General features: G+C 28.5%; 19 protein-coding genes. 1 reads left to right on the top strand and 18 read right to left on the bottom strand.

The features are described from left to right. Positions 1-65 precede the first annotated feature (65 nt). From IC213_RS07395 to IC213_RS07360, 8 genes are all read right to left on the bottom strand, one after another. A complete protein-coding gene (locus IC213_RS07395) occupies positions 66-1448 on the bottom strand; it encodes an FAD-dependent oxidoreductase (RefSeq protein ID WP_227862935.1) in 1383 nt (460 codons plus the stop codon). Positions 1449-1541: 93 nt separating this feature from the next. Next, positions 1542-2840: a cytochrome c biogenesis protein/redoxin gene (locus tag IC213_RS07390; RefSeq protein WP_227433915.1), complete on the bottom strand. Its 1299-nt coding sequence runs from the start codon at positions 2838-2840 to the stop codon at positions 1542-1544. Positions 2841-2964: 124 nt separating this feature from the next. Further along, positions 2965-3297: a winged helix-turn-helix transcriptional regulator gene (locus IC213_RS07385; RefSeq protein ID WP_227433914.1), complete on the bottom strand. Its 333-nt coding sequence runs from the start codon at positions 3295-3297 to the stop codon at positions 2965-2967. 422 nt (positions 3298-3719) lie between these two features. After that, the gene (locus IC213_RS07380; RefSeq protein WP_227862934.1) at positions 3720-6320 is read right to left on the bottom strand and encodes a glycoside hydrolase family 38 C-terminal domain-containing protein; all 2601 of its coding nucleotides are present in this window, start codon (positions 6318-6320) and stop codon (positions 3720-3722) included. Between the two features lie 131 nt (positions 6321-6451). After that, positions 6452-7552, bottom strand: a complete 1101-nt coding sequence (locus tag IC213_RS07375; protein WP_227433912.1) for a PTS fructose transporter subunit IIC — start codon at positions 7550-7552, stop codon at positions 6452-6454. 15 nt (positions 7553-7567) lie between these two features. Further along, on the bottom strand, positions 7568-7888 hold the full coding sequence (locus tag IC213_RS07370; RefSeq protein WP_227433911.1) for a PTS fructose transporter subunit IIB: 321 nt from the start codon (positions 7886-7888) through the stop codon (positions 7568-7570). A 2-nt stretch (positions 7889-7890) separates the two neighbouring features. Then, entirely contained in the window at positions 7891-8349 is a 459-nt protein-coding gene (locus IC213_RS07365) for a PTS sugar transporter subunit IIA (RefSeq protein WP_227433910.1), read from the bottom strand. Next, complete coding sequence (locus IC213_RS07360) at positions 8349-10313, bottom strand: BglG family transcription antiterminator (RefSeq protein ID WP_227862933.1); 1965 nt, start codon at positions 10311-10313, stop codon at positions 8349-8351. Before IC213_RS07360 ends, IC213_RS07365 begins: the two co-directional genes overlap by 1 nt. Before the next feature lie 165 nt (positions 10314-10478). On the opposite strand from IC213_RS07360, the gene IC213_RS07355 reads away from it, so the two are divergent. After that, positions 10479-11333 carry a GRP family sugar transporter gene (locus IC213_RS07355; RefSeq protein WP_227862932.1) on the top strand — a complete coding sequence of 285 codons (855 nt, stop codon included), beginning with the start codon at positions 10479-10481 and terminating at the stop codon, positions 11331-11333. Between the two features lie 378 nt (positions 11334-11711). Here IC213_RS07355 and IC213_RS07350 read toward each other — a convergent pair whose 3' ends face one another. From IC213_RS07350 to IC213_RS07305, 10 genes are all read right to left on the bottom strand, one after another. Next, positions 11712-12662 carry a DUF1848 domain-containing protein gene (locus tag IC213_RS07350; RefSeq protein ID WP_227824374.1) on the bottom strand — a complete coding sequence of 317 codons (951 nt, stop codon included), beginning with the start codon at positions 12660-12662 and terminating at the stop codon, positions 11712-11714. Positions 12663-12787: 125 nt separating this feature from the next. After that, positions 12788-14362, bottom strand: a complete 1575-nt coding sequence (locus tag IC213_RS07345) for a ClC family H(+)/Cl(-) exchange transporter (RefSeq protein ID WP_227851208.1) — start codon at positions 14360-14362, stop codon at positions 12788-12790. A gap of 416 nt (positions 14363-14778) precedes the next feature. Further along, the gene (locus IC213_RS07340; protein WP_227862931.1) at positions 14779-15066 is read right to left on the bottom strand and encodes a 4Fe-4S binding protein; all 288 of its coding nucleotides are present in this window, start codon (positions 15064-15066) and stop codon (positions 14779-14781) included. Positions 15067-15152: 86 nt separating this feature from the next. Further along, on the bottom strand, positions 15153-15440 hold the full coding sequence (locus tag IC213_RS07335; RefSeq protein ID WP_227862930.1) for a hypothetical protein: 288 nt from the start codon (positions 15438-15440) through the stop codon (positions 15153-15155). 67 nt (positions 15441-15507) lie between these two features. Further along, positions 15508-16254 (bottom strand): DUF2087 domain-containing protein, encoded by a 747-nt coding sequence (locus tag IC213_RS07330; RefSeq protein ID WP_227862929.1) that lies wholly within the window; start codon positions 16252-16254, stop codon positions 15508-15510. A 341-nt stretch (positions 16255-16595) separates the two neighbouring features. Then, positions 16596-17066, bottom strand: a complete 471-nt coding sequence (locus tag IC213_RS07325; protein WP_227481992.1) for a PTS glucose transporter subunit IIA — start codon at positions 17064-17066, stop codon at positions 16596-16598. Between the two features lie 23 nt (positions 17067-17089). Further along, positions 17090-17689 carry a KpsF/GutQ family sugar-phosphate isomerase gene (locus IC213_RS07320; protein WP_227481991.1) on the bottom strand — a complete coding sequence of 200 codons (600 nt, stop codon included), beginning with the start codon at positions 17687-17689 and terminating at the stop codon, positions 17090-17092. 19 nt (positions 17690-17708) lie between these two features. Further along, positions 17709-18890 (bottom strand): MalY/PatB family protein, encoded by a 1182-nt coding sequence (locus IC213_RS07315; protein WP_227481990.1) that lies wholly within the window; start codon positions 18888-18890, stop codon positions 17709-17711. After that, on the bottom strand, positions 18883-20460 hold the full coding sequence (locus tag IC213_RS07310; RefSeq protein WP_227830917.1) for a PTS transporter subunit EIIC: 1578 nt from the start codon (positions 20458-20460) through the stop codon (positions 18883-18885). Before IC213_RS07310 ends, IC213_RS07315 begins: the two co-directional genes overlap by 8 nt. Before the next feature lie 434 nt (positions 20461-20894). Beyond that, positions 20895-21731 (bottom strand): PRD domain-containing protein, encoded by an 837-nt coding sequence (locus IC213_RS07305; protein ID WP_227481988.1) that lies wholly within the window; start codon positions 21729-21731, stop codon positions 20895-20897. Between the last annotated feature and the right edge of the window lie 532 nt (positions 21732-22263).

Genomic DNA, 22263 nt, shown 5'->3' with positions numbered 1-22263 from the left:
GTATCCTTTCTTTAAAATTTATTTATAATGATAATTTTAGGCTTTATTTATATATTACACTTATTCTATACTTCCTTTATCATATTAGGAGATAAAACATCATTAAGAGCCTCTGTCATAGTTGGATGTGCATAAACACGGTCTCTTAAATATGTATATTCTACTTCTAAATCTATGGCTAACTGAATTAAATGTATAATCTCACTAGAATCTTCACATATCATGCTAGCACCAAGTATCTTATTGGAATTTTTATCTATTACGATTTTTATAAATCCATCTGTCTTTCCAATTTGTTTAGCTCTTGGAATTGCCTCAACTGGCATCTTTGCTACTAATACATCATATCCTTTTTCCTTTGCTTGTTTAACATTAAGACCAACTCTTGAAAATGCTGGACTTATGAATATAGCATTTGGTATATTTTTTCTATTACTAGTCGTTCTAGTCTTATTTTCAAATAATTGATTGATTATTATACGATAGTCATCTAGTGATATATAAGTAAATTGAGGACCTCCATTTATATCTCCTATAGCCCATATGTGTTTTTTATTAGTCTTAAGGTTATCTGATACTTTAATAAATCCTCTTTCATTTAACTCTATGCCTGCATTTTCAAGTCCTAAACCTTCAGTATTTGCTTTTCTACCTGTAGCAACAAGTATTATATCACTTGTTATTTCCTTTAATTCACTATTTATATCATATTCCACTGTAGCTAAATTAGAAACTTCCTTAATCTCTTTTACCTTTGCATTATTTATAATTTTTACATTTCTCTTTTCAAGTAATTTTATTATTTCTTCTGAATCTTCAATATCTTCATTTGGTAAAATCCCATTATTTGAATTTAATATTGTAACTTCTGTTCCAAAGGAACTATAGATGCCTGCAAATTCTAAACCTATAAACCCAGCACCTATAATTGTCATTTTTTTAGGTAAGGTTCTTAAATTCATAAGAGATTCACTATTATATACTATCTTATTGTTTTCAATACCTTTTATATTAGGTATAAATGATTTTGAGCCAGTATTGATAAATATCTTCTCTGATACTAATTCATAAACTTCATTTTCAGTTTTTACTTCTACTGTATTTTCATCAATAAAAGTCGCCATTCCTGTAAATATAGTTACATTATCATTTGAATTTAATTTATTATAGTTAGCTTCTCTAAGCTTTGTAACCAAAGTTTCTTTTTTTTCTATAGCTTTTGCATATTCGATTTGTGCATCATTCCAAGAGTTTATATTTTTTACATTGTTTGCTGAATTTTCTAAGCTTTTAGTTGGGATACATGCTACATTTATACATGTTCCTCCATACATTTTATTTGACTTTTCTACTAAAGCTACCTTTAATCCTCTATTAGCTAAATCTCCTGCTAATGTCTTTCCACCTTTTCCAAATCCTATTATTATTGCATCAAATGTTTTTTTCATATAAATTTCAACCCTTTCCTTTGTTATTTATACTCTTACTATAACAAGATTTTCTAGGTGGTACAATTAGGTACTTTTTTGTAACCTTCTATATTAATACTTTTTATTTTTTTGATTTTCAATGAAAGACATCATAGTCTCTTTATTCATTGCTCCTGGAATGTACTGTGTTACATATCCTTCTTTATCAATTATAAATGTAGTTGGAAAAGCATTAATTCCATATTGATATGCTAATTCTCCATCTTCATCAAGTGCAACGGGAAAAGTATAGCCTTCATCTTTTAAAAAGTTAATTACATGTTCTCTTGAACCTTCTCTACCTAAATTAGGTGATGCTACACCTAAAATTACTACATCTTCATTATTTTTCTTATAATCCTTGTACAACTGCTCTATATGAGGCATTTCCTCTTTACATGGAGGACACCATGTAGCCCAGAAATTTAAAAACACAACCTTACCTTCATAATCACTTAATTTATGTGTTTTACCATATTGGTCAGTTAAAGTAAAATCAATAGATTTTATTCTCTCTTCATCATTAGAGCCGTTATCACTATTTTCATTATTAGATTCTTTTTTATTATCCCTGTTACCAGACTCTTCTTGTGTATTGCCATTAGAATTTCCTTGTTTATTATCTTCTTGATTCACACTTTGATTATTTTCAACTTTATTTTTTTGTGGAACATTAAAATGCTTGCTCACACTTTCAAACCCATTTATCATCATTAATATTCCTGATATTATAAGTATAGCTCCACCTATCTTTTTAATAATTTCCATATTAGATTTTATTTTATCTATAGTCTTAAACAACTTACTATAGAACATAGCTGTAATTATAAATGGCAAAATAAATCCAATGGTATATACTACTATTAAAAGATTTGCATTCAAATGATTAGTTGAACTAGAAACCATTACTAATACAGATGCTAATATTGGCCCAATACAAGGTGTCCACCCAAAACTAAATGTAAATCCAAGTAAATATGCTGTTATTGCTCTCATTTCTTTAAACTTTACATTTAATCTTTTTTCTCTATTTAGTATTGAAGACTTAATTATTCCCATATAAAACAATCCCATGATAATAATTATAATCCCACCTATAAACATTATTAAGTCTTTATTCTCATTAAAAAACATACTCAATACTCTTACTGATGAACCTAATATAAAAAAGGTTGTTGAAATTCCTAGAGTAAATAAGATAGTATTTTTAAATAGAGAACTTTTTATAAAATTAGTTTTTCCTTCTTTTAAATTTTCCACACTACTATTTGACAGTATACTTAGATAAATAGGTAGTATTGGTAATATACATGGCGAAAAAAACGATAATATCCCTTCTATAAATACCACAAATAAATTTATATTTTGCAAATTAAAGCTCCTCCTCATTCTATTTACATTATTACAATAAAAAATTATGTCCTTTTATTGCTTTTACTTTTATTCTCACGATAGCCTAATTAAGTCACTGTAAATTCAAAAGTAATTTAAAAGCTTACTTATCGCAATTTAAATTATTATTGCTCCACATAATCATCTTTTCCATAACAGGAAGTAATAGTACCCCTGACTCACTTAAAAAATATGTTGATTCTACAATATTATTAATTGATTTTTTATTGTTGATTATAATTCCTTGCTCAATTAAAAAATCTAATTGTTGAGTCAACATTTTCTTACTACATTCTGGAATGGCTCTTTGTAATTCTCCAAATCTTTTTTTATCTTTTTGTAACTCCCATATTATTATAGCTACCCATTTTTTACCTAATATGCTTGATAATGCCTCTACTGGACAGTCATATATCATATCATCTATATTATACATTTTATCTCCTCTTTCTTTTTATTAATTATTAAGACATGCTTTTATTTAATTTATAAATGTTACAAATGTGTTGAGATTTACTAGTTTAAGGTTGTTAATATATATTTTAGTTTTAAAATATTTCTGAGGTTTCATATAATTACTATATCAGTTTTATAAATGCATCACAATTGGGTACTTTTTTGTAACTACATATTTATAACTACATAAAATATTTATAACTACATAAAATTAAAGTTAACTATATTAAATAAATTTAGCTCTTATATAATAATTCTTTATCTAAGTTCTTTATCCTGTTTTAATAATTTCTATATACAACATCAAACCCATACCTTGATATCTACCCAAAATTATACAAATTAAAAAATCTGACAGATATTTATCTGCCAGATTATTAAATGATAAACTTACTTTTACACTTATAAATCTAATAATATTGAAATAACTTCAAAAGGTGCTATTTCATATATTTGTTGTTCCTCTAATTCTTCTATTGCATTTATAACTTTCCCGTTTCTATCTTTAAATATTTGCTCATCTAATATCAACTTCTCACTTGTTGGATTTTCTAACCTTATTACAAACTTCTCTTTATCATAGTAAGAAAGATAACATGCTGATACAAGATAATTTTCTGGTAAAGATATTATCTCTAACTCTCTGTTCACAGATTTTTCAACAATTGACCTTTGAATCTTATTATCTATACGATATAAAAAGAAGTTATAATCCTGTAATTGATAATTTATAGATTCTTGCAAATAGTTATGAGTTAAACTTGCAACTTCTGATTCATCAAAAGATTTAGAACTCATATATATTGCAAATGAAAACTCTACTTCTCTAAGTATTTGTGCCTTTTCAGTTTTAATTCTGATATGTCCCTTTTTAGTGGTATCTCCAGAAGCACGTCCTGGTCTATATAATAAATCAGGTTTTCCTAATTCATCTGTAGTAGCAAGTAAAGTCAGTGCTATTTCATCATTGACATGTTGATACTCCTTTATTCCTCTAGTAAAGACAGTACAACTTCTCTTCTCATTAGTAAGCGTAATATTACTTTCTAAAGGTTCCAAATCTATAGGCATTTCACTATAAGTATTTTCCCAATTACTTAAAACCCCATTTTCTCTTGTTATATATCCAAATGGTAATGATGCTATATTTTTATTATCATTTATATTCGTTTTTACATGAACACGTAATCTATGATTACATATTGTATTGTTGACATGAAGTTTTACCTCTATCAATGGATTATCTTTTGATAAAATAATGCTAGCTCTTACATTTAATTTTCCATTGAGATTTTTATCTTTTCTATCTTCCAATGTAAGTGGTAGTAAAGTTGTACCTTCAACTACTATCTTTTCATATCCTAATGTTCTTTTTGTCGAAACACTATTAAACAAAAGTTCTATCTCGTCATCGTCTTGTAATGGTGAGAAATCATAAGTATCTCCTGCATTTCCGCTATCTTTTAAAGTTAAAAAGTTTGATATATAAGTTCCATCTTTAAGTTGTAAATCCAAGCTTCCATCTTTATATATTACCTTGTATTTATCGTTAGATATAAAGGTATCATTAGACTCACTAAGTGACAACATCTCTTTATTACTTGTTTCAAAACTAATAACTTTATAACCAAGTGCAGGAAGTTGTATATTTATTCTTACTTTTAGTATATAATAACCTGGTTCTTCAATAAATATATTACCAGCAGGTGTCTCTTCCAATACATTTTCTCTTGGTTGTATGTAAGTTTCTTCAATTATAGTAGCATCTAAATTTTCTTTAAAACAAATATTTTTACTATCACTCACTACTTGTATTTCTTTATATCCATTAAATCTTTTAGCTTCTGAATTAAACACTAATACATCATTTTGAGATAACTTAAGCCCTTCTGAAATTTTCTTTACAATAGTATTTTCAATGCTATCACAGATTTCATTAGCTTCTCTTATACGGTGAAGAATATCATCTGTTACAGTATCAGTTACACAACCAGCCAAACTGTCATGAGCTTGCCCTTCTAAAAGCTTTTTCCATGTGTTTATTAATAATTGATTGCTTATTTCTATTCCACTCTTTTTAGCAATTACTAGTAATGGCTCTATTCTCTTAATTAATTTATTTTCAAGTTTATCACATGCTAATTTTATATCCATTCTACTAGAACCAATTGATTTATGTATTCTTGCAAGCATTGGTTCTCTAAATTCACTTCTGTAGCTTTCTAATGATTCTATAGATTTTACATATTTCAAAAAGTCTTGATATGAACTTGTTATATAAGAATACTTTCCAATATTATTAATCTCTTCAACTTTATTTTTAAAATCACCTATTATATTTAATTGGTCATTTCCTGAAGGTATTAATACCTCTTCTACATCACTATATGATTTAATAAAATCAATAGCGGGGTCTAATCGTCCATTGACATACTTTGGTGAAGGTTCTAAAAGCATACCAGTTCCATATCCATGTGGCATATTTACAGCATATATATACTTTTCTCCATTTAAACTTTTCCATTTAAAATACGGTGATTGAACTTGCTTTCCTAAGTGGATACCCCTCCAAAAGAAAATATTATCAATCCCTACATGTCTTAATAAAATAGGCATCTGTGCATTAAAACCAAAGGTATCTGGTAAATACCCGATTTTCATGTACTCACCATACTTTTTACTTTCAAATATTCCAATCATTAAATTTCTTAAAATAGATTCCCCTCTAGCGAAGAATGCATCTGTTTGTGTAAACCATGGTCCGATATATAATCTTTTTTCTTCTATTAATTTTTTAATACTTTCTATTTTTTCTTTATGTACTTGTGTATAATCATCCAAAATAGAAAGTTGTCCATCAAGTACAAAACTTACATCTGGATTACGCTCTAACTCATCAATTATATCTGTAAATAATTGCTCACTAAGTACTAATGCATCTCCAGAAGTAAAATACCACTCTCTGTCCCAGTGTGTATGATTAACAATATGTGCTTTTATCATTTATGCTCCTCTATTTCTTCATTTTAATATTTTTAGGCTGTAATCAAGACTCAACAATACTCAAAACTTATACTAACTATAAAATTTATATTAAACCTAAATTATTACTTTTCTTAAATTTTTATTGAATTTTAAGATTCCCATTCTGCTTCATCAAATTCATCATCTTCAAATTCATCATCTTCGATAACTGGATTTCCACGTAATATTATAACTAAACCTGCTACAATTACTGTTCCTACTGCAATTGATAATACATACATTGGCCAGTTTTCTACTGTAAACCATCCATAAAATCCACTAATTGGAGTTGCATTCACTGAACCTAATCCAACTGCCATAGCTGAGGCAATTGCTGTACCAATCACACATGATGGTATTACTTTTAATGGAGATTCTACTGCAAAAGGAATTGCTCCTTCACTAACTCCAATCAACCCCATTATAAGAGATGATTTACCAGCTTCACGCAGCTGCTTATTATATTTTTGTTTTGCTAATATAGTAGCAAGACCTAAGCCTAGTGGTGGTATAACAATTCCTACCATTGCTGCTGTATTAGGTGCGTAAATCCCACTTGTTAATAATGCAAGTGATGTTGTCAAAGCTGCTTTATTAACTGGCCCACCTAGGTCAACTGCCATCATTGCTCCAATAATAGCTGCCATCAATATCTGATTTGTACCTGATAATCCATTTAACCAATTTTCTAAGCCAGTATTTAATGTTGCAAAAGGAATGCCTATGACATAATTAATTAATATAACAGTTATTAACGTTCCAAATACTGGTACTATAAATATTGGTACTATTGAAGCTGCTGACTTTGGTAATTTAACATTATTTTTAATAAATAAACATGTATATCCTGCGATTAAACCAACTGCTAAAGCTCCTAAAAAACCTGCTCCGATATCCTTAGCAATCATACCTCCAACAAGTCCTGGTACTATAGCTAATTTATCAGCTATAGAAAATCCTATAAAGGCTGCAATTACAGGAAACATTAATCCTAAAGCAGTGCCTCCAAAACCATCTAAATCATGTAATAATCTAACAATACTACTAGCACTTTCTGCATATTTAACGTCCCATATATCTGGTATATTATATAAAGAACCCCCTACACGAGATATTGCCATTATCATAGCACCTGCAATTACTAATGGAATCATATATGAGATTCCTGTTAAAACATGCTTTTTTAACTCAGAGACTATCTTTTTTAACATTATATTTCCCTCCATTTATTTAGTGTCAATTAACTTTAGTGCATCATTGATTACCTTTTCTGCATCTTTTATAGGTGCATTAACTGGTACTTCTAATATTTCTTTGCCTTCAAAACGTTCAGCATTTCTAACTTTAGTATCTACAGCAAATATTACTACTTCTGCAATTTGCGCATCTTTTTCAGTTAATTCATTGTCAATTCCAGTTGCTCCTTGTGTTTCAACTTTTATAAGATGACCCATTTTTTTTGAAGCCTTCTTTAATGCTTGTGCTGCCATATATGTATGTGCAACCCCTGTTGCACATGCTGTTACTGCTATAATTTTTCTTTTCATCTCTACATTTCTCCCTCATTAAATATTTTAATTACTTCTTGTGCTGAATCAGCTAATTTTAATGCATCCACATTGTCATCATCCATTAACTTAGTTGCCAATTTAGACAATAAGACAAGGTGGTTACTGTCTTTATCAATGTTACTTATAGCCAACAAGAAAATGCTATCTACTGGTTTTTCATCTAAGGCTTCCCATTCAATTTTATTTTTGGATTTTGCAAATATTATAGAAGATTTCTTAACAGCATCACTTTTCCCATGAGGAATAGCAATACCATTCCCAATACCTGTAGTTGCATGTTCTTCTCTTTCTAAAACAGACTTAACATATTCTTCTTCATTATCCACAATCCCATTTTCAACAAATATACTACTTAATTTTTTTATTGTTTCTTCCTTGGTAGTTGCATCAAGATTAAAAACAATCTGCTCTTCCTTCAATACATCTGATATTTTCACTATATATTCTCCTCCATTAGCAAATCGTACACTTCTTTTGGTGAAGTTGCACTTAATATGTTATTTATATTTTTTTTATTGTCAATGAAGTCATAAAAAACTTCATATATTTCATCAAGCTCCAAATTTTTGTCATTTTCTAATGAAATAAAGAAAACAACTTCTACATTTTCATTTCCCCATATAATAGGATTTTTTAAAGTTGCAACAGATATATTAGATTTTTTAATATAACTAGGATTAGCATGAGGTGTAGCTATATATTGAAAAGATGTGTAAGATAAATTTTCTCTTTCAATTGCACTTTCAGCTATACCTTCTTTCGCATAACCTCTTTTTATTAAGTTATCTGTTATACATCTAATTACATCTTCATAATCTGATGCCTCAATATTTAACAAAATATTTTCCTCAAATATTAACTTTTTAAAAGATTTAGATTTTCCAGAAGTAGTTCTTGGAACATTTTGTATGTTTTTCTCTAAAGTTCTTATATCATTTTCATTTAAAATAGGGCTAACTACTATAGTTGGAATAGTTTCTAATTCTAAATAAATAGTACTGATTACTAAATCTGCATCAATTTTACTAGATACTAATTCTTGGACAGAAAGTATCTTTTCAATCTTTACCATAGGGAAGTATTTTTTTAACCTTGCAGATAATAACCTAGAAGAACCCAACCCTGTACTACATACTAGAATTACCCTAATGCTTTGTGGTAGTTCTTTCATTCTTTCTCTAAAAGCTTCAAAATGTAGTGCTATATAAGCACATTCGTCATCATTTATTCGAATATCATATATAAATTCAATTACTTTTTTCAAGTTTAAAGCTTGTTCAAATGATAGAGAAAAGTTTTGCTTAATTGTATTTACATATGGGTTTTTGATACTAAGACCATATGTCAATCTATTTATCGACGAATGTATATGTGTAGTTAATCCATCAATTAAATCTTTATCATAGGCTGTCTTATACAATGTATTTTTGATAATTTCTCGAAGATTTGACATATTGTTTGTATTCGCTTCATAAGGTTTACTTGAATTACTTTTTAGTTCAGTAGTGTTTCTATGCTGGTCAGCAGCTACTAAGTGCAGATTTATATATCCAATTTCAGAATTTGGCAATAATATTGAAAATTTTTCTTCTAGTTGCTTTGCTAGATAATTTGTATTTGGCATTTGATTATTTTCTATCTTATTAGTATATAAATTTTCTTCTATATATTCACCTTTTCTAATTCTTTCTACTGCTATAGCTAAATGAATAACCAGTGATTGAAATTCATAATCAGAAAACTCAAATTTTCTTTCCTCACTAAAAGTTCTAAGAATCTCAATAATGATAGATAAATCATCCTCAAAAAAGATACCATTCACATCTGCTTGTATCTTTTCAAAAGCTTGATAAAAACTTTCTTGTTCTTGCTTAATATACCAATTTCTACTCCAAAATTTATGTATAAACTTAGCAGTAAGCTGTCTTTTGTCTCTTTCACTTATATTCAATTTAATTCCTTTACTAGGTTTCTTATATATAGAAACTCCTTCACTTTTTAGTAATTTTTCAACCTCAGCTAAATCTCTTTCAATTGTTCCTCGACTTATATATAATTCTTCAGAAAGTTGTTGTATAGTAATATAATCATTACTTTTTAACAAAATTGAGTATATATATATAACTCTCTCCTCTCTTGTTGTAGGAATTTGACTTCCTTTATTATCTAGGTAAGGAAGTATTTTTCTTAAATCTCCTTCAATATAAACACCTATTTTAGGTTTTCTCACTAAAGAAAGACCTATCTTTTTAAGTACTATTTCTACTTCTTTGAGAGATTTTGAAACTGTTTTTTCTGAAACATCTAAATCATCTGCTATTGCTTTAACAGTTGTATGACCTTCTTTTAATAAAAACTTTATTATTCTAATTTCACGATTTTGAATCATATCAGTTAACATTTTCAAACTTACTCCTTCCCTTTGTTTTTATTTTAATGGAAAATGTTTTTCTACAAAACTACTAATATTTCCTGATTAAATACGGTAATTTTTATGTATTGAATACTTTAATTTTAGATGATAAATTAAAAACTGTCTAAATTTAATATGAAAGGAAATAATTTAATGCTGACAATAATTATTGCATTACTTCCTGTAATAGGGTGGGGATTAATGCCCATAGCTGCAAACCTCAAAAAAAGTTCTCCCTACGAACAACTTTTAGGTACCTCTATAAGTGCGTTTATATTTTCCACTATAATAACTTTGGTTATGCATCCTGAGATTACATTTTTTTCATTTTGTGTGAGTATGATTTCTGGGATATTTTGGAGTTTAGGTCAGTTAATGCAGTTTAAAGCAATTCAAATTGCTAGTGTATCTAAAGTAATGCCAATTTCAAATGGTTCACAATTAACTTTTACAACTTTACTAGCTGTAATCTTATTTAATGAATGGACTAGTTCTAAAATGTTTTTGATTGGCACCTTATCAATCTTATGTATAATAATAGGTATACTTCTCACAAATTATCAAACAAGAAAATCTACTAATAGCAATATGTTGAAATGTATTGGAGTTACATTATTATCATCCTTGTTTTTAGCATTATATGTTGTAGCCAATCAAATATTTTCAATTGAAGGATATAGAATTATATTGCCTCAATCTGTTGGGATGTTAATAACTGCATCAATTATTGTTAAGTATTTTTCTAGAGAGACTTTACATAAGGAAAATGTTTTATTTAATCTAATTACTGGAGTATTGTGGTCAATAGCAAATTTAGGTATGTTTATTACAACCAATACTTTGGGAGTTACGATAAGTTTTTCTATTTCTCAGAGTTGTGTTATAGTAGCTACTTTAGGAGGAATTATCTTCTTTAAAGAAAAGAAAAATAAAAGAGAGTGGCTTGCTATTTTTCTTGGAATAATATTAATCATGTTTGGTGTTTTTATGTTAAGCACAATAAAATAGATATTTATTTATATAAATTAAAATGAAAAATTGATTATCCTCTAAAATACTGTGTTTATCACTGATTTAGCTATAATTAAGAGTCTATATTGCCACTAATTTATCACTTATGAATGAATCTTAATAAGACCATAAATAGTAATAAATATTAAAAGAGAGAAGCTAAACAGTACAATTACTGAATTGCTTCTCTCTAGAGCATTGTCATAACCCCATACATTTTATAGTAATTATTATCTTATAGAAAACATCTATTTATACTTGTTCTATTATTACAATTTTATATTTTTTTAACACATTAAAATAGTGTTTATTTTACATTTACTTTTTTATATATTTTTTCAACATATTAAAGTAGTAACCATTTTATATTTACTTTTAATCAAATATACTAATCTGATTATTATTGTTTTTATCTACTTTAATAGTCTTCATATTTCTAACAGTTATTTTTTCATCTTCTCTTATAGCACCTACAAGTACTCTATTTTCTTCATTATATAGTCTACAATTTTCTTCTACTCGTGTATAATTAAAATTAGCATAACAATATAAACAATAATGTCTACAAGTATTGTACTGCCCTATATCAATACTCTTAACACATCCACAAATATCCCTTTGTGTATCATCCTTTTTGACTTTCACTTCACTACCTATAATCTTTGATATTAACTTATCATCAATACATTTACTTTTTCCAATGCCAAACTTACTTAAATTATATTCATCACAACATATTTCAAGTGTTATATTATACTTATTAGATATTCTAAAAAGTTCCTTCGACAATATTTCTATTTCTTTAATTTGTATAGGTTTTATATGTAATGACTTTGTATTAACTTTTGTTTTCTTGTATAAATCTATAAAACTTATTATACATTTTTCTGTAAATCCATTAAGTTGACTGCATAATCTCTCAAATGCTTTTATATGATAATCTAAGTTATACTTTTCATTTAGAAAAATTGGGTCATATCTCAAAATTACTCTTTCTTTTCCTATGCTTCTAGACAATTCTTTAAATGACTCTATTATCTTCTTTTTATCTAAAATTCGTGTTTCTACATCTTTACCATATGGAGTTATAGTATAGTGAAAATAATATTTGTAGTCTTTTAATTTGTTCAAATCACATATCATTGGAGTTGCATCTTTTGTCCAAAATATAAAGCAATCAACAGTATGTGGATTTAACTCTATCTTACTGACTTGTTTTGGATTCATCGGATTAACAACATACACAAAACCCTCTTTAAGTCTGTTAAAAAACCACTTACTATAAAAAGCAGGTATATCAGTTCTTCTACTTACACTTACTATCATAATTTAACCTCCATCTAAAAGTATAGCTGATATCACTCTTAGAATTGTCCAGACCACATTCTACACACACATTATTTACTAGTTTTCATTCACACAGAAAACATCTTTTTTATAGCTTATTATCCCTAGACAATATATGATGTATTTTCTTTGCAAAGTTTTTCCATTTTATCATACACAACACTACTGTCTCTCTCATCTGTCATGGTAACAATTATATCACTTGCCTTAAGAATTGTTTTTCCTTTTGGAATAATTTCTTCTCCTCCTCTTTGAATGGCTACCAAAAGACAATTTTCTGGCCATTGAATATCCTGAATTGCTTTGTTAGCAACAGGAGAACCAAACATAATGGAAAACTGATCTAGTATTTTCTCTCCCCTCTCTCTATGAACAGGTTCTCCATTTTTCTCAAGTAATCTCTCCAGAAGACTTTCATAAATCGGCTTAGATTTCAGAAGTGTAGCCACAATATACGCCACAATTGAAATAACGGATAGGGAAAGCATCTGGCTGACAGAACCTGTCATTTCAAAAATCAATATAATTCCAGTCAAAGGCGCACGTACAATGGCAGTAAAATACCCTGCCATAGCCAGAAGTATAAAATTATTGACATAGTCTAAGTTCATTCCAAAAAACTGTACACCTACCATTCCGAACATTCCCCCAATAAAGGCTCCTAAAACAAGTAGCGGGAAGAAGATTCCTCCTGGCGCACCAGACCCAAAACTAACAGCCGAAAATACAAAACGGATGACAAAAATCAAAACTACCATTCCCAACAAATATTCATGGCTTGTTAGTGCTTCCACCAGATTATGCCCACTTCCAAGCACCTCAGGCATCAAAAGACCCAAAATACCAGCCATAAAAAATGGAATCAATATTTTTCCAAATGTACCTATTTGGGGAATCTTTTTATATAAAGACTGAACAAATAAGGTAAACCAATTATAAAATGCCCCCATAACGCCAAGCACAACACCTAAAATCAGTATCAACCAATAATAACTCTGTGGTAACACATTTCCAATATCAAACTGGAACACTGATTCCATTCCTAGAAAATTAGCTGATATATAGTCCGCTGTTAGAGATGCTGTCATCACAGAAATCAAAACAGACACTGAAAAGTTTTTATGTATTTCTTCCAGTGAAAACATGACGCCTGCCAGTGGTGCATGAAAGGCTGCTGATAATCCTGCACTTGCCCCACAAGTAAGCAAGAACTTTTCCTCTGTCTTTCCTCTATCAAGAGCTCTGGAAATACCCTTTCCTGCCATAGCACCAAGCTGTATAGAAGGTCCTTCTCTTCCCAAGGCAAGACCACCCATAAGCGATAAGAATCCTCCAACAAATTTGGCTGGCAACACACGCCACCATACTTGCTTGATTTTCCCTGTCATCTCTCCTTCTAGCTGAGGAATACCACTACCTGAAATCATTGGCTCCCAATTTACTAGCCTTGATACAATCCACGCAAGCAGTGCAAGCACTGCAAACCAAACTGCTGTTTTCACAGTTGAACCTTTTGCAAAATTTAATATTTGGTTAAGCCAGATACCAGCCTGCCCCAAAAGTATCCTATATAAAAGTACAATCAAACCAGCTATAGCGCCTACAAGAAGCCCTTCTCCAATCAAAATGACCTGAAATCGCTCGGCCCGCTTAATTACATGAGATGTATCTTTTTTCATAATCTTTCTCCTCCACTCCATAATTCGGTGTAATATGAATAAATATATTTTTTAGTTCATTTCACACAAAATCATATGTTACTTTTCTTCTATGTTTGATACACATAACCAACTTATAATGTAATGTAAATACTGAATAATTATTGTTATCCAACTTAATTTCATCGTATTTACCACTGAATCAATAATACAATACATTTTTAGAAAAATAAAGAAGGACATATTATTTTATTTTTACTTTATTCTTGACTTTGATAAAAAACATGATAATATTAATCCTAATTCAGACTATCATTAACATCAGTCTAAATTATTATATTTAATAATATTAAAAAGGGTGCAATTATCAAGCACCCTATAAGCTTATTTTTTTAAGAAAGCTAAAATACAATAAAAATATCTATCTCATATCTAGATTATAGTTTTTGATTTGCATATTTCAATGACCATTGGCAATTTACCATACATTTTAAAACACAAAAACATTTAGAAATATCGATTATAGACTCTCTTCCCCCTTGAAAAGTCCAAGCATTTCCATGTATAGCTTTTGCAGGGCATTTTTCTACACAAACACTGCAATCACCACATTTTGAAGCAATCAAAGGATGCTTTTCAACAGAAATTGGTGCATCCGTAAGTACTGTACACATGCTAAAAGCACATCCAAATTCCTCAGTGATAAATAAATTATTTTTCCCCATGAATCCAATACCACTAATATTCGCTATTGTCTTATGTGGTAAAGGGCTATTAGGGTCAATATATCCTCTTTCAATGTATCTGTGTTCTATATTATTTTTTTCTGATTGAGCATAAGCACTATAACCTTTTTTTGAAGATATTCAGAAATCCAATCAGCTAGTTTTTCCACCTTTTCCTCTTTTTCCAAAAACTCATCTCTGTCTGTAGGTAAATTATTGTATATATCTTTAATAAACTTCTTTGATAATCCTATACAAAATAAAATCGCCTTAGAAAAGCCTAGTGTTTGATTTATTGGAAATTCAGATATATCAACAAAACGAATAATGTCTACACCTTCATTGTACAAAATAGATTTCAACTCATCATTCATTTTTAACTCCTTTCACAGCTAATCAAGCAAGAAATAGCTTTATATACTGATAGGTTTTGGCTTTTTATTATGTTAACCAATACTTTGTACATTCTTTATTTCTACTCATAAAACCATATTCAATTAAATATCTTCTAATCGTTGCAAAATCATAATATATAGACTCTAAAATTTGATTAACTTCTTTTTCTGAATATTGCTTTCCTTGCTCAAATTGTTCTAAAATTTTAGACAAAATAACAACTTTTTTCTTTTCTTTTGATGAAAAAGCTTTTAATTTTAGAAGATTCATACTTTCAAATGATGTTTCTAAAATGTGTTTTCTTTCTTCTTCAGTTACTACGTATCTCTCATCTACCATTTTGGCATGTTCGTGGATTGGTATTATAATACTATCTCTATTAGATTTATCTTCAAATACAGATTCATATAAAGCCAAGTATAGCTTAGCTTGTTTTGCTTTTTCTCTAAACATAAATTTTTGATGACGTATTGTAGAAGTAGATACACCAAGCTCTTTTGCAATTTCTTTATCTGATAAATCACTAATAAATAATTTAAATAATTGTTTTTGATTATCTGTTAATGTATTGTACTTTGAATCATTATTGACCAATTGTTCCAAATAGTTACCATGTTTTAATTCTGTATGCAATTCAATAGCTCTTGATGCTTCAAAAAATCTATCACCAACTCTGTATATTTCTCCTACTTCATACGTTTTTCCACAAATAATGCAACTATAACAATTTAAATCTGCATTGAATACATAACCTTTTTTGATATCTTTAATAGAAAGATTTTCAATCTTCATATTATTCACCTCCAGTATATGGTTTATTATTTCAATAAACATATATTACTAAAGTTTATTATTATTGTCAACATTTCTATTTTAAGTTTATGAAGTTCATATATTATACAACGTTTAAATTATAATGTATCTCAAAACAATATATTTAAATCTCTATTTGAACAATTATTATTTATAATTAGCTATTCTTATATAAAGAGAAGAGTATAAAACTAATTACAAAAAATAAAAGGAACTACTCAATTTAAAAGCAAGTAAGTCCCTTTTTATCTAACATATTTATATTAAATTTACATTGTACAACATAAGTTTATAGACAGTAATCTTTTATTTTATACTTTTTATTTAAACTCAATTACAGTATCTTTTCCACCCTCTACATTATTACCTACATTATATGTATTCATATTGTACTCCGAATGATTAGTTATTGTAACTGGAGTAATAAGTGAGATACCATTTGATTCAATTAATGAACGGTCAATTTTTAACATTGGTGTCCCCTCTTTTACTTGGTCTCCTACACTTACTAATGCTTCAAATCCTTCACCTTTTAAGTTTACAGTATCTAAACCAACATGAATAAGAAGTTCCATTCCATTTTCTAATTCTATAACAAGTGCATGTTTAGTTTCTGCTAAAACTGCCACCTTACCATTATATGGAGCATAAACAATATCACCTGTAGAATCTATAGCTACACCTTCGCCCATAAGTTTTTGAGAAAATACAGCATCTGGTATTTTAGATAACTCTATTACCTTTCCTGATATTGGTGATTTTATTGATTTTTTCTTAAACATTTTAAACATAAAATATACTCTCCTTTTTACTTTTAACCATTATTAGCTGCCTTTAGTTTTTCACCTAAACTTCCTCCTGGATGATATTTATAAAAATCAGCTGAGTCAAAATTACTGTTTTTAGATAATGCACATGCAATAGAATCTCCTAAAACCAAAGTAATCGTAGATGATGTTGTTGGTGCTAAATTTAAGTGGTCAGCTTCACCCTTTGCAGGATATATTAAAGCATAATCGCACTCCTTTGCCAATACTGAATTTCTATTTGAGGTAAAAGCAATTGTTTTAGAACCTATTGCCTTAACATATTTTATACAATTTACAACTTCCATAGAATTACCACTATTTGAGATTAAAATTGTAATATCTCGACTTTCAATCATTCCTAAATCTCCATGTACTGCCTCTGTTGCATGTACAAAAAAACTTGGTGTACCAGTACTTGCAAATGTAGCTGCCAATTTTTTACCTATATGTGCAGATTTACCTACACCCATAAAAATCACTTTACCTTTACAATTTGCAATTTCATTAACTATATTTTCATATTCAATACCTGCTTCATCTATTAAACACTTTATAGCATTCATTTCAGTAGTCATAACATCAACCATTGTTTTTAAATAGTTCATAATCATCTCCCCTTCTATATTAAATATTTTTTGCAATATAATCTATAGTTTTTTTAATTCTATTTAAACCATCTTCAAGTTTTTCTCTTGAACATGCCACATTTAACCTCAAATAAAACTCACTTTCTTCTCCATATACCTTGCCTCCCATAATAGCAACTTCACCAATATCTATTAATAGATTTTGGAATTTTTCACTACTTATTTTAAGCTCCGAGAAATCAATCCAAGCAAAGTAACAACCTTCTGGCATAACCAACTTTAATGGCCTTAAATTATCTTCTATATAGTTAATTGTATATTGAAGATTCTCTTTAATGTATTTCAGTAACTCATCTAGCCAATATTCACAGTCATTATAACAAGTCATTGTTCCCAAAATAGCTAGTATAGCTGGTGAATTTACAAAATCACGATATCTAGTTATATTTTCAAACTTAGTTCTTATCTCTTCATTAGGTATAATTACATATGACCCAGTCAATGCTGGTATATTAAAAGACTTAGATGCTGATGTACAAATAAATATAGACTCCAAATAATTGTCTGCCACATTTAAAACAGGTGTCATTTTACTATCATATACAATATCCATATGTATATCATCTGATATTATTTTTACATTATTTTCCTTACAAATCCTTACAATCTTAATAAGCTCTAATTCACTCCACACCCTACCTGTTGGGTTATGAGGATTACATAAAATAAATATCTTAGAATCTTTACATTTTTTCTCAAAATCATCAAAATCAATAGAGTAAAATCCATTCTTATTTGTAAGAGGAGATTTTATAATATTGCGATTGTTATTTCCTATTACTTCATAAAAAGCATTGTATGCAGGAGTGTTTAGTAATACTCCATCTCCTTCATCACTAAAAATTTCAATGAGTTTACTAATTGAATACATTACACTTGGACTGTAATATATCCAATTGCTATCAATACTGCAATTAAATCTCTTAGAGTACCAATTTCTGATAGAATCTTTAAAATCATCATGCTTCCATCTGCTATATCCTAATACTCTATGATTTAATCTTTCTTTCAATACTTCTGTTATCTCATTTGGAAATTCCAAATCCATATCTGATATTGTAAAAGGAAGTAATCCTTTTTTTCCAAATCTATCTTCTACATAATCCCATTGGGTACAATATGTACCCAATCGGTTTACTTTTTTATCAAAGTTAATCATTACATTCCTCCAAATGACCTTCCATCGCCTTATCCATTTGCTTTCTTAAAGAATACACTTGAGTACCTATAATTACTTGAATTGTGTGTTCATCTAATTTAACAACTGCTATACCACCAGCTTCTTTAATTGCATCTTCATTTATTAGTGATACATCTTGTAATTTTAAACGTAATCTAGTTACACAATTATCTAATGATAGTATGTTAGATTTCCCTCCTAGCGCTGCTATCATTTGCTGACCTTTGTATGTAGATAGATTTTTAAAATCTGAACCATTTCCTTCAGAAACTTTTATTTCTTTATCTTCACGTCCTGGAGTTTTTATATTAAATTTAAGAATTGCCCATTTAAATACAAAGTAATATATTGCAAAGTATAAAGCTGCTACTAATACTGCTATTGGCCATCCTGTAGCTGTTCCTCTCAAGACTCCAAAACTTATAAATGCTATTAAATCTCCTGTGAATCCCATCAATACACCTAAGTATGGAAGTACCATGTTTGCTAAACCATTCATAAATGTATGGAAAGCAAATAATGCTGGTGAGATAAATAAGAATAAAAACTCTATTGGTTCACTTATTCCACCTATAATAACTGTCAACACTCCTGATATTAAAAGCCCTTTAAGTGCTTTTCTATTTTCTGGTTTTGCTGTACGATATATAGCTAATGCAGCTCCAGCTAAACCATATTGAATCATTAATTTACCTTGCTCCATTTTACCAGCTAAATCAAGAGGTATAATCTGATTATTCTCCACATATGCCATAAACATATTCAATGTTCCAAAGTATGTTTCTCCATCAATAACAGCAGTTCCACCTATTGGTGTAAAACGGAATACAGATGTTACAAGGTGGTTTAATCCAAATGGTATTGTAACCCTTTCAGCTACTGCATATGAAAAATATCCTAATGGCCCTGCTGAAGAAATCCATCTTCCTAAACTTTGGAACGCATTGAAAAATGGTGGCCAAACAATAGGTATTAATAATCCCACAATACTCATAACTATTAAACTAACAATTGGAACTAATCTTGGTCCACTATAGAATCCTAGTGATTCTGGTATTTTCAAATTACTAACTTTATCATACATTGCATAAACAATTAAACCTGCTATAATACCACCTAAAACACTTGTGTTATATGTTTGTATACCCATAATCATGGCTTGACCATTAGTTGACATTTGGTCTGCTGCTACTAATAAATCAGCTCTTGTTAAATAAAAATTTGTACCTATATGCATTGCTATAAATCCTACTAAACCTGAAAATGCACCAAACTCTTTTTCTTTTTTTAATAATCCTAGTGGAATTGCCATTGCAAATAATGCTCCCAAGTTATTAAATGCAAATAATCCTATTGTTAACATGAAATTTAAAATCATATTAACATATTCATTTCCTAGAAATGGAACCATTGCAATCATCTTAGGATCTGTAAAACCAGCCCCAAGACCTAGCATCATACCAGAAACACTAAGTAATGCTATTGGGAACATAAACGTTTTTCCTAACATTTGGAAGAAATTCCATAGACCTAACTTATTTTTTTTCATATTTTCACCCTCCTATTTTTATATAAAAAACATAATCTAATTTATAGAAAAACCTAAATCAAAAAACTTAATCCAATAACTAAGTTCAATGATTTAGGTTTTGCCTGCTCAACCAGTTACAACCCTAAAAGTCACTGTTTGTATTTAATAAAAAAGCCTAAATCAAAAAACTTAATCTAATAACTAAGTTCAATGATTTAGGTTTTGCCTGCTCAATCAGTTACAATCCTAAAAGCCATTGTGTTTATTTAATAAAAAAACCTAAATCAAAAAACTTAATCTAATAATTAAGTTCAATGATTTAGGTTTTGCCTGCTTAACCAGTTACAATCCTAAAAGTCACTGTCTGTATTCAATAAAAAAGCCTAAATCAAAAAACTTAACTAAAATTAAGTTCAATGACTTAGGTTTTGCCTGCTTTATCAGTTACAATCCTAACAACCACTGTTTGTTATTTTATTTATATGAATCATTAGATATAATTCTTCTTCTTTACTAATTTTATATTCAAATCTGTCTAATACCAATGCTGCAATTTCTTCAGTACATACTTTAGGTTTATTATAGTTTTTATTTACTAATTTATACATATCTTCAACATCACTATCTTTGTAAGTTTCTTTTCTTAAAATTCTTTGAACGAAAAACTTTAAGTGAGTTATAAGCCTAGAGTAATTCAGTGAGTTTACATCTAATTTAAATCCATGTACTTCTTCTATTATCTGAACAACTTGTTTTGAAAACTCTAGTATATTAATACCTTCATCTTTTTGAGAATTTTCTAATCCATTGATTATATGAATAGCAATATAGCCTGCTTCATCTTCAGGCAACTTTATACCTATCTTTTTTTCAATTTCATCAATTGCCCATAATCCAAATTCAAATTCTTCTCTATAAAGTTGTTTTGTTTCATTAAGTATCAGGTTTGGTAATTTTATACCCTGTTTTTCTCTTTGGACAGCGAATTCTATGTGACTAGTTAAAGCCAATATTATTGAATCATTTACTTGAGTATTTAAAACTTCATTAGCTTTTTCTATAATTTCTTCTGAAATTTTAAAATATTCAATTGAGGTTTTATTAAGTATTTGATTGTATTTGTCTTTTTGATTATCTTGAACAAAATATTTCTTAGAAATCAAACTTTCATCTATCAAATCTCCTACTTTTTTCTTGAATCCAACTCCAGCACCAGTTACAATTATTTCTGTGCCATCTTCTAGGGAGCTTACTACTACATTGTTATTAAATACTTTTTTTATATTCACTATAAATCCCCTCTGAAAAAAATGTTTCATCACACTTACATAGTATATTATATTTAATTTAATGTCAATATTTAAAATTTCACTTTCGCATATATTTTGCATTTTCCCCTATAATACTACAATTGCAAAATATTTTAATTGTGCACTATATAATTGTCGTTTTTTGTATTTTTTTATTTAAATATATTTAAATATTTATTATATATATTCAATTCTTTAAAGTTATTCAAGATTTTTTATTACACCATATATTTTCCAGTATTTTCAAGTATCTAAATGCGCATTTATTAAGTATTTATTGAAATTTAAATTATATTGTATTATAAGTTTTTTTTTAATAGATATACCTAAAATGAGATTAATATAAAATATTCTTTATATGAAATTTTTATCAAATATTTTTTAAATTATATTTTTATTTTGTATTTATGAATAGATTTCGTATTTTTTCCTAAATTGCTGTAAATACATTAATATTTTAATACCTTATATAATATTTTCCAATTATTTATAATACATTTTTTCATTAATT

It is taken from the genome of Clostridioides sp. ES-S-0049-02 (genome assembly GCF_020658465.1).
Lineage (GTDB): Bacteria > Bacillota > Clostridia > Peptostreptococcales > Peptostreptococcaceae > Clostridioides.
Note: the sequence above shows the minus strand (reverse complement) of the source record. Positions and strands in the feature narration are given on the sequence as shown.

Coding starts and splice junctions, on each gene's coding strand:
- IC213_RS07395 (WP_227862935.1), bottom strand. CDS start 1,448: ATGAAAAAAACATTTGATGCAATAATAATAGGATTTGGAAAAGGTGGA.
- IC213_RS07385 (WP_227433914.1), bottom strand. CDS start 3,297: ATGTATAATATAGATGATATGATATATGACTGTCCAGTAGAGGCATTA.
- IC213_RS07380 (WP_227862934.1), bottom strand. CDS start 6,320: ATGATAAAAGCACATATTGTTAATCATACACACTGGGACAGAGAGTGG.
- IC213_RS07375 (WP_227433912.1), bottom strand. CDS start 7,552: ATGTTAAAAAAGATAGTCTCTGAGTTAAAAAAGCATGTTTTAACAGGA.
- IC213_RS07370 (WP_227433911.1), bottom strand. CDS start 7,888: ATGAAAAGAAAAATTATAGCAGTAACAGCATGTGCAACAGGGGTTGCA.
- IC213_RS07360 (WP_227862933.1), bottom strand. CDS start 10,313: ATGTTAACTGATATGATTCAAAATCGTGAAATTAGAATAATAAAGTTT.
- IC213_RS07355 (WP_227862932.1), top strand. CDS start 10,479: ATGCTGACAATAATTATTGCATTACTTCCTGTAATAGGGTGGGGATTA.
- IC213_RS07350 (WP_227824374.1), bottom strand. CDS start 12,662: ATGATAGTAAGTGTAAGTAGAAGAACTGATATACCTGCTTTTTATAGT.
- IC213_RS07345 (WP_227851208.1), bottom strand. CDS start 14,362: ATGAAAAAAGATACATCTCATGTAATTAAGCGGGCCGAGCGATTTCAG.
- IC213_RS07340 (WP_227862931.1), bottom strand. CDS start 15,066: ATGGGGAAAAATAATTTATTTATCACTGAGGAATTTGGATGTGCTTTT.
- IC213_RS07335 (WP_227862930.1), bottom strand. CDS start 15,440: ATGAATGATGAGTTGAAATCTATTTTGTACAATGAAGGTGTAGACATT.
- IC213_RS07330 (WP_227862929.1), bottom strand. CDS start 16,254: ATGAAGATTGAAAATCTTTCTATTAAAGATATCAAAAAAGGTTATGTA.
- IC213_RS07325 (WP_227481992.1), bottom strand. CDS start 17,066: ATGTTTAAAATGTTTAAGAAAAAATCAATAAAATCACCAATATCAGGA.
- IC213_RS07320 (WP_227481991.1), bottom strand. CDS start 17,689: ATGAACTATTTAAAAACAATGGTTGATGTTATGACTACTGAAATGAAT.
- IC213_RS07315 (WP_227481990.1), bottom strand. CDS start 18,890: ATGATTAACTTTGATAAAAAAGTAAACCGATTGGGTACATATTGTACC.
- IC213_RS07310 (WP_227830917.1), bottom strand. CDS start 20,460: ATGAAAAAAAATAAGTTAGGTCTATGGAATTTCTTCCAAATGTTAGGA.